This window comes from Luedemannella flava (assembly GCF_039528515.1).
In the GTDB taxonomy this organism is placed as follows: Bacteria; Actinomycetota; Actinomycetes; order Mycobacteriales; family Micromonosporaceae; genus Luedemannella; species Luedemannella flava.
Map to the genome: position 1 here is coordinate 1 of NZ_BAAALT010000155.1, position 8,531 is coordinate 8,531.

Below are 8,531 nucleotides of genomic sequence, written 5' to 3' on the forward strand. Positions count from 1 at the left end.
TCGCGCTCCAGCCGGTCCCGGTCGGCGCGATCGTGCTCGGCGGCCCGCTCGGCCGCGCGCTTCGCGGCACCGTCAGCCAGGCCGCCACGCTCCACGGCCCGCTCAGCCGCCCGCTCACCGGTGCGCGAGCCGCGCGGACGTACGGGCGTGAACTCGTCGTCGTCGCCGAACTCGTCGTCGTAGTCACCGGGGTAGGCGCGGTCGTCCTCCTCCTCGACAAGGCCAAGCCACACACCGGCCCTGCGCAGTGCACCCATCGCCGCGCCCCTCCGTCGCTTCTGCGGCACGCCCCCGCGTCGTGCTGCCCTCCTGCGGCCGCCGCCGCAGCCATCCGGGCCCGCGGTTCGCGGCCGCCGCCCCGGAATTCCGGTCCAGTAGGGAACCGGTCCACCCCACTGACGCCGACGCGTCGCCGGTGCGGACCGCACCGCCGACGCGCCAAATGACAGTGATGTAGTTCAGCGCCCTGAGCCCAGGTTACCGGAGGGGAGGGCGGTTACCGAGCAATGCGCCCCCGATCCGGACATGTGTCGCGCCATGGGCCAGCGCGTCACGAAGATCGCCGCTCATACCCGCCGAGATGGCGGTAGCGGTCGGATATCCGACACGCAGTCGCGCGGCAATGTCCGCCAACAGGGTGAACGCGCGGGCCGGTTGCCAACCCAGCGGTGCCACCGCCATCACGCCGCGTAGCCGCAGCCGGGGACCGGCCGCCACGGCAGCGGCCACCCGTTCGAGATCGTGGTCCGGCTCCGGCACGGGCCCACCGGGCACGTACGCCGGCGGGGCCACCGCGCCGCCGCGTGTCGGATCCCCGTCGAGGCTGATCTGGACGAACACGTCCAGGTCCGCGTCGCGACGCTGACCGGCCGCGCGGCCCAGGGCCTCGGCGAGCCGGACGCTGTCCACCGAGTGCACCGCGTCGGCGTAGCCGACCACCGAGGCGCACTTGTTGCGCTGCAGCTGGCCCACGAAGTGCCAGCGCGGCGCGGCGCCCGCGGCGGCCGCCTCGGCCGCCTTGGGCGCCGCCTCCTGGTCGCGGTTCTCCCCCACGTCCGTGACGCCGAGGGCCACGAGATGGCAGACATCGCTGGCCGGGTACGTCTTCGTGACCGCCACCAGCGTCACCTCGCCCGGGTCCCGGCCCGCCTCGGCGCAACCGGCGCCGATGGCCGCCCGTACCCGGGCGAGGTTGTCCGCCAGCTCGGCCCGTCGTGCCTCGCCGGCGGCGCTCACTCGCCGTTCTTGAGGAAGTCAGGGACGTCCACGTCGTCGAAGAGCACCCGGCGCGGCCCGCCCTGGGCCGGCGGCAGTGGCGGGGCCGGCTGCCGGGACGATCCCTGGTCGGGGACGGGCGCCTTGCGCTGCAGCTCCGCCGGCTTGTACGCCGGGGCGCCGCCGTCGAAGCCGGCCGCGATCACGGTCACCCGCACCTCGTCGCCGAGCGCGTCGTCGATGACCGCGCCGAAGATGATGTTGGCGTCGGAGTGCGCCGCGTCGGTGACCAGCTGCGCCGCGTCATTGATCTCGAACAGGCCCAGGTCGGATCCGCCCGCGATCGACAGCAGCACGCCCCGCGCGCCGTCCATGCTCTGCTCCAGCAGCGGGCTGGAGATGGCCGCCTCGGCCGCCTCCACGGCGCGATTGTCGCCGCGCGCGCTGCCGATGCCCATGAGCGCGCTGCCCGCGCCGCTCATGACGCTCTTCACGTCGGCGAAGTCGAGGTTGATCAGACCTGGCGTGGTGATCAGGTCGGTGATGCCCTGGACACCGGAGAGCAGCACCTGGTCTGCCTGGCGGAAGGCGTCCATCATGCTGATGCCCCGGTCGCCGAGGGCGAGCAGCCGGTCGTTGGGGATCACGATGAGCGTGTCGCACTGCTGGCGCAGCTCCTCGATGCCCGACTCGGCCTGCACCTGCCGGCGCTTGCCCTCGAACGAGAACGGCCGGGTGACCACACCGATGGTGAGCGCGCCCAGCTTGCGGGCGATATTGGCCACGACGGGCGCGCCGCCGGTGCCGGTGCCGCCGCCCTCGCCACAGGTCACGAAGACCATGTCGGCGCCGCGCAGCACCTCCTCGATCTCGTCGCGGTGGTCCTCGGCGGCGTTCTTGCCCACGTCGGGGTTGGCCCCGGCACCCAGGCCACGGGTCAGCTCCCGGCCCACGTCGAGCTTGACATCGGCATCGCTCATCAGGAGGGCCTGGGCATCGGTATTGATCGCGATGAACTCAACGCCCTTGAGACCGACCTCGATCATCCGGTTGACGGCGTTCACCCCGCCACCGCCGATGCCAACCACCTTTATGACAGCCAGGTAGTTGTGCGGAGGTGTCATCAATGCCTTCCCTTCGAGGTGCGTCGCGGTCGATCAGCGCGCCAGCCACCTCGCCGGTCCACGGTGGACGGTAGCCCGGGCGCGTACGGCTAAGGCGCAAACCCTCACCGTCTACTTGAGGCTCATAGTTATGTGAACTAGAATTCCTGCCCCGGACCGTAGGCGCCACAACGATCCGAACCAAGGACCCCGGCGGCGTGTCTTCCCACCGTTGTCCGGGTGTTATCCCACTGTCACGAAATCGGGGGCGCTCACATCGATGAGCTTTCCCTCCTTTTTGAGCAGTGCCGTCGCCACGCGGGCCTTGGTGTCGCTGTCCTCGGCGTCGCCCCAGACGATCGTCCGACCGCCGTCGAGCTCCAGGCGGATGCGGGCCGGCGAGGGCGCGAGCAGCCGGACCAGCTGCTCCCGCAGCTGCGGGGTGAGCGCCCCGAGCACCCGGACGGCGGACCGGGTCGCCACGTCCTCGGGCCCGGGGCTCGGCACCACCACGAGCGGCAGCTCCCGGGGCCGCTGCGCCAGGGTGCGGAACGCCACCCCGGCCGCGTCGATCACCGCGAAGGATGACCCCACCGGCACGGCGGCCAGCGGCGTGCGCTCCTCAACCTCGATCACGAGGGTGCTCGGCCACTCCCGGTGGACCCGCGCCTCGCGCACCGGCGCCAGCGCCGCCACCGCGGCCCGTACCCGGTCGAGGTCCACCCGGGCGAGCGGCGTGTCGGCGGGCACCGCGGCGGCCGCGCGCACCTGCGCGTCGGTGAGCACCGAGATCCCCGTCACCGTCACCTGCCGGACGCCGAGCAGCGAGGTGCCGAACACCACCCAGGCGAGCAGCGCGGCCAGCGCCAGCGCCCCGCCGACGGCGAGCCACGGCGCGGCCGACCGCAGCCGCCGGCGGCGGATGCGCTGGTGGAACCGCCGCACCGAGGCCGGCACCGACCGTCCGGGAGCCCGGACCAGTCGCCAGCGCCGTGCCACCTCGGTGCGGATCACGGTGTCAGCCTTCCGTCTCCGGCACCGCGTGCCGCGCCACGTACGCCTCGGCGGCCCGCTCGCGGCCCCGCGCGTCGAGCGCGGCGAGCAGCTCGTCACCCATGAGGGAGATCGGCGGCGCGCCCATGGTCACCACGACGTCGCCCTCGTGGGCCCGGGCGACCACCTCGCCGGCCACGTCCTCCCAGGACGCCACGAAGGTCTTCTGCTCCGGCGGCAGGGCCACCGCGGCGGTGAGCGCGATGCCGCCCTCGCCCGGCGCGCGGGCCTCGCCGGGGCCGAACACCTCCATCACCACGGCCTCGTCCGCGATGGCCAGCGCTGTCGCGATCTCGGCCTGCAGGTCACGGGTGCGGTAGACCCGGTAGGGCTGGAAGACGACGACCAGGCGGCCGCCGCCGGCCACGTCCCGCAGCGTGCTCAGCGCCGCGGTCATGGCCGTCGGGTGGTAGGCGTACTCGTCGTAGACCCGTACGCCGTCGGCGACCCCCTTGAGCTCGAAACGGCGCCGCACGCCGGGGAAGGCGGCCAGCGCCTCGCCGATCGCGGTCACCGGCAGCCCGAGGCGCACCGCCGTGAGGACGGCCGCGGCGCTGTTGAGCGCCAGGTGCCGCCCGGGCACCGGCAGCGCGAACTCGCCGAGCGACTCGCCCTCATAGGTGGCCAGGTAGCGGGCGCCGACCGGGCTGGAGCGTACGTCGGAGATGCGCAGGTCCGCGTCCTCGGCCTCGCCGTAGGTGAGCACGGTGAGGCCGGCCGCGCGGGCCCGCCCGGTGAGGATGCGCGCCTGCGGGTCGTCGGCGCAGGCGACCACGAAACCCTCGGGCTCGGTGTGCTGGCAGAACTCCAGGAACGTCTCCTGCAGGCCGTCGAGGTCGCCGTACGTGTTGAGGTGGTCGGCGTCGATGTTCGTGACGATCGACACGTACGGCCGGTAGTGCAGGAACGACCGGTCGCTCTCGTCGGCCTCGGCGACGAAGTACTCCCCGGTGCCGTGGTGGGCGTTCGAGCCGACCTCGGAGATCTCCCCGCCGATGACGAAGGACGGGTCCAGCCCGCAGTGCTGCAGGATCGACGTGATCATCGAGGTCGTGGTCGTCTTGCCGTGCGTGCCGGCCACGGCGACGGTGCGCCGGCCGGCCATGCACGCCGCGAGCGCCTGCGAGCGGTGCAGCACCCGCAGCCCGCGCGAGCGGGCCTCGACCAGCTCGAGGTGGTCGGAGGGGATCGCCGTGGAGTAGACGACGGTGTCGACGCCGTCGAGGTTGCCGGCCACGTGCTGCATGTGGATCGTGGCGCCCAGCGCCCGCAGGCCGGCCAGGGCCGGCCAGTCCTTCAGCTCGCTGCCGGTGGTCGGGATGCCCCGGGTCAGCAGCAGCCGGGCCAGCCCGCTCATGCCGACCCCGCCCACCCCGATCAGGTGAACGGTCCCCAGCTCTTCCGCGGTGATCTCACTCATGCCGTCACCTCCCCTGCGCTCCGGCGCCGGCATGAGCCACACCTGAGCTGATGATTCGTTCGCTGACGCTCACTCATGCCAGCGCCTCCAGAAGGTACGAGCGCAGCCGCTCGTCGCCGTCGCGGCGGCCGTAGGAGGCCGCGGCGATGCTCATCACCGACAGTTTGGCCGGGTCGGTGACCAACGGGACGACCGTACGCTCGATCCATTCCGGGGTGAGGTCGCCATCGGCGACGAGGAGGCCACCACCGGCCTCGACCACGGGCAGGGCGTTGCGCCGCTGCTCGCCGTTGCCGTACGGCAGCGGCACGTAGACGGCCGGCAGGCCGATGGCCGTGACCTCGGCCAGGGTCATCGCCCCACCACGCCCGACCAGCAGGTCGGCGGCGGCGTACCCCTGCTCCATCTCGCTGAGGTACGGCACGCACACGTACGGCGTGGGCAGGTCCGGCGGGATCTCGACCGGCTCGTTGCGCGCCCCGATGACGTGCAGGACCTGCACGCCCGCGGCGGAGATCGCCTTGGCCGCGCCGGCCATGGCCCGGTTGACCGAGCGGGCGCCCTGCGACCCGCCGGAGACCAGGATGGTCGGCAGGTCGGGGCGCAGCCCGAAGCGGGCGCGGGCGGCCGCGCGCGCGGCCGGCCGGTCCAGGCCGGGGATGCTGGTGCGCAGCGGCACGCCGACCACGCGGGCGCCGGCCAGCAGCGGCGACGCGGCGACCTGCAGGTCGAAGCCCACCGCGACGTGGTCGGTGAAGCGCATGCCGAGCTTGTTGGCCACGCCGGGCGGCACGTTCACCTCGTGGACCACGATCGGGGTCTTGCGGCGCCAGGCGGCCAGGTAGGCCGGCACCGAGACGTATCCACCGAAACCGACCACCGCGTCGGCCTCGACGTCGTCGAGGACCGCACGGGCGGCGCGCATCGAGCGCAGCATCCGCGTGGGGGTGCGGGCGAGGTCCAGGTTGACGGAGCGGGGCAGCTGGAACGCCGGCACCTGGCGCAGCTCGTAGCCGGCGGCCGGGATGAGCTGGCCCTCCAGGCCCTTGGCGCTGCCCACGCAGGTGATGCGGAGGTCGGGCTGATGGCGGCGCAGGCAGTCGGCGAACGCCAGCAGGGGATAGATGTGGCCGCCGGAGCCGCCGCCGGCCAGCACCACGGAACGCAGCTGGGTCATGCCGTCACCTGAGCTTCGCTCGGGGTCATCCGTTCACCTCTCGCCCGCGCCCGCCGCCGGAGCCCTGCGGCCGCCGCGCGCGGCGCGGAAGCGGCGGCAGCGGAGCCCAGAGTAGCCGGCCCAGTTGACCGGGCGGACGGGCATGCAGGGCATGTGCCGCGGCCGGCTCCGCCCGGGCGAACGAGGCGAGCACGCCGATCATCGCCATGGTCACGACGAGGGCGCTGCCGCCGTCAGAGATCAACGGGAGCGGCAGGCCGGTGATCGGCAGCAGGCCCACCACGCCGCCGAGGTTGATCGTGGCCTGTCCGGCGAGCCAGACGGTGATGCCGGCGGCGACGAGCCGGCGGAACGATCCGGGGACCCGTCTCGCGATACGCAACCCGGTGTACGCCAGGACGGCGAACAGCCCGAGCACCACCAGGCAGCCGACCACGCCCAGCTCCTCGGCGATGACGGCGAAGATGAAGTCGTTGTGCCCGTTGGGCAGCCAGCCCCACTTGAGCTTCGCCCGGCCCAGGCCGACGCCGAACCAGCCGCCGTTGGAGATCGCGAACAGGCCCTCCATCGCCTGGTACGCCATGCCCTGCGCGTGCCCGTCCGGGTCGAGGAAGGCGTCGAGGCGCTCCTGGCGGTAGCCGACGCCGGGCATCTTGATCAGCAGCAGGATGCCGACCAGGGCGAACGCGAACATCCCGCCCAGCACCGACAGCCGCACGCCGGCGGCCCACAGCACGCCGACGAACATCACCACCAGGCACAGCATCGTGCCCAGGTCGTTGTAGCCCACCAGGAGGAACAGCAGGCCGGCCACGGGGAACAGCGGCCGCGACAGCTCCTTCCAGCGCCCGGCCAGCTCACCCTTGCGCACGAGCACGTCCGCGGCCCACACCACGAACGCGATCTTGGCCAGCTCGGAGGGCTGCAGCTGCAGCGGGCCCAGGTAGAGCCACAGGTCGTCGACGCGCAGCGGGCCGAGCTGGGGGTCGTGCAGGATGTGCGCCTCGGCCATCAGCGCCAGCACGTCCAGCACGATGAGCAGCACGAACGCGGCGATCAGGCCGGGGCGGGCGAGCCACCGGTAGGTGCGCGCGGGCAGCCGCTGGCAGGCCCAGAACGCCACGAACCCGACGAGCGCCGAGGTCGCCTGCTTCTCGATCGAGGTGAAGGCGTTGCCGTGCGTGGCGTACGCCTGCAGGCTCGTGGCGGAGAACACCATGACGAGGCCGACGATCAGCAGCAGCCCCGCGCTGGAGATCAACAGATAGTACGAGGCCAGGGGGCGCGACAGCAGCCCCCGCAGCAGCCCCATCCAGGCGAGCAACGGGCCGGCCACGCCGCCACGTTCGTCGGCCGGGGTCGCGACGACCTCGGCCTCGCGGGGCGGCTCCACCGCGACAGACCCCTCATCCCCAGGTCGCTCGCCCATGGTCCGCCCTCCACGAAATCAGCCGCCGTCACCCCGCAGTTCGGCCACCGCCGCGGCGAACGCGTCGCCGCGATGGGAGTAGCCACGGAACATGTCCAGGGACGCCGCCGCGGGGGCCAGCAGCACCGTGTCGCCGGGGTCGGCCAGGTCCGCCGCAGCGCGGACCACCTCCCCCATCGCACCATCATCGGTCCTCGCCACATCGACCACACGCACCGACGGCGCGTGTCGCGCCAGTGCGGCGGACACCTCACCGCGGTCGACGCCGAGCAGCACCGCGCCGACCAGGCGCGGGGCCACGCTTGCGACCAGGTCGTCGATGTCGACGCCCTTGAGCTGACCGCCCGCGATCCACACCACGCGCGGGTACGTGGCCAGCGACGCGTACGCGGCGTGCGGGTTGGTGGCCTTGCTGTCGTCCACGTACGCGACACCGTCCACAGTGGCCACGTGCGCGTTGCGGTGCGGCTCGGGCGTGTAGCCCGCCAGCCCCGCCGCGACAGCCTCCGCCGGCACGCCGTAGGCGCGGGCGAGCGCCGCCGCGTGCAGGGCGTTGCTGAGGTTGTGCGCCCCGGCTGGCCGCACCTTGTCGGCCGGGCCGAGCTCCACGGCGCCCTCGTCAAAGGCCCGGTCCACGAGTACGCCGTCGACGACGCCGAGTTCGCCCCGCCCCGGCTCCCCGACCGTCACCCCGACGAGCCGGCCGTGGACGCCCACGAGCCGGGCCGCCACGCGCGGGTCGTCGAGGTTGCCCACGGCCACCCCGCCGAGCGGCGCGCCCCGCCAGATCGCCTCCTTGGCGCCGGCGTAGGCGTCGAAGCCGCCGTGCCAGTCGAGGTGGTCGTCGGCGAGGTTGAGCATCGCCCCCGCGTACGGCGCGAGCGAGTCCGACCAGTGCAGCTGGAAGCTGGACAGCTCGACGGCGAGCACGTCGTAGGCGGTCTCGTCGAGGCCGACGAGCGGCTCGCCGATGTTGCCCAGGGCCGCGGTACGGCGGCCGGCCGCGCGCAGGATCGTGGCCAGCATGGTGGTCGTGGTCGTCTTGCCGTTGGTGCCGGTCACGGCGAGCCAGACGGGCGCGGCCGGGTCGCGCAGCCGCCAGGCCAGCTCGGGCTCGGCGTAGACGGGCACCGC

Annotated in this window: 7 protein-coding genes and 1 pseudogene; all 8 read right to left on the reverse strand. The window is 73.3% G+C overall.

What is annotated here, in order from left to right; genetic code table 11:
* Nucleotides 1-257, reverse strand: a pseudogene (locus ABD211_RS22565) (cell division protein SepF); the annotation flags it as partial.
* A gap of 220 nt (nucleotides 258-477) precedes the next feature.
* Nucleotides 478-1,236 (reverse strand): YggS family pyridoxal phosphate-dependent enzyme, encoded by a 759-nt coding sequence (locus ABD211_RS22570; RefSeq protein WP_344135407.1) that lies wholly within the window; start codon nucleotides 1,234-1,236, stop codon nucleotides 478-480.
* Nucleotides 1,233-2,339, reverse strand: a complete 1,107-nt coding sequence (gene ftsZ, locus ABD211_RS22575; RefSeq protein WP_344135410.1) for a cell division protein FtsZ — start codon at nucleotides 2,337-2,339, stop codon at nucleotides 1,233-1,235. Before ftsZ ends, ABD211_RS22570 begins: the two co-directional genes overlap by 4 nt.
* Nucleotides 2,340-2,561: 222 nt before the next feature.
* A complete protein-coding gene (locus tag ABD211_RS22580; protein WP_344135413.1) occupies nucleotides 2,562-3,332 on the reverse strand; it encodes a cell division protein FtsQ/DivIB in 771 nt (256 codons plus the stop codon).
* A 4-nt stretch (nucleotides 3,333-3,336) separates the two neighbouring features.
* Entirely contained in the window at nucleotides 3,337-4,791 is a 1,455-nt protein-coding gene (murC, locus tag ABD211_RS22585; RefSeq protein WP_344135416.1) for a UDP-N-acetylmuramate--L-alanine ligase, read from the reverse strand.
* Between the two features lie 73 nt (nucleotides 4,792-4,864).
* On the reverse strand, nucleotides 4,865-5,968 hold the full coding sequence (murG, locus tag ABD211_RS22590; protein ID WP_344135419.1) for an undecaprenyldiphospho-muramoylpentapeptide beta-N-acetylglucosaminyltransferase: 1,104 nt from the start codon (nucleotides 5,966-5,968) through the stop codon (nucleotides 4,865-4,867).
* 25 nt (nucleotides 5,969-5,993) lie between these two features.
* Nucleotides 5,994-7,280: an FtsW/RodA/SpoVE family cell cycle protein gene (locus tag ABD211_RS22595; RefSeq protein ID WP_344135425.1), complete on the reverse strand. Its 1,287-nt coding sequence runs from the start codon at nucleotides 7,278-7,280 to the stop codon at nucleotides 5,994-5,996.
* A gap of 135 nt (nucleotides 7,281-7,415) precedes the next feature.
* Nucleotides 7,416-8,531, reverse strand: a 1,116-nt coding sequence (murD, locus tag ABD211_RS22600; protein ID WP_344135422.1) for a UDP-N-acetylmuramoyl-L-alanine--D-glutamate ligase, incomplete at its 5' end; no start/stop codon positions are given.

Excerpts from the sequence above, each read along its gene's own strand:
- ftsZ (WP_344135410.1), bottom strand. The coding sequence starts at position 2,339 with ATGACACCTCCGCACAACTACCTGGCTGTCATAAAGGTGGTTGGCATC.
- ABD211_RS22595 (WP_344135425.1), bottom strand. The coding sequence starts at position 7,280 with ATGGGGCTGCTGCGGGGGCTGCTGTCGCGCCCCCTGGCCTCGTACTAT.
- murC (WP_344135416.1), bottom strand. The coding sequence starts at position 4,791 with ATGAGTGAGATCACCGCGGAAGAGCTGGGGACCGTTCACCTGATCGGG.
- murG (WP_344135419.1), bottom strand. The coding sequence starts at position 5,968 with ATGACCCAGCTGCGTTCCGTGGTGCTGGCCGGCGGCGGCTCCGGCGGC.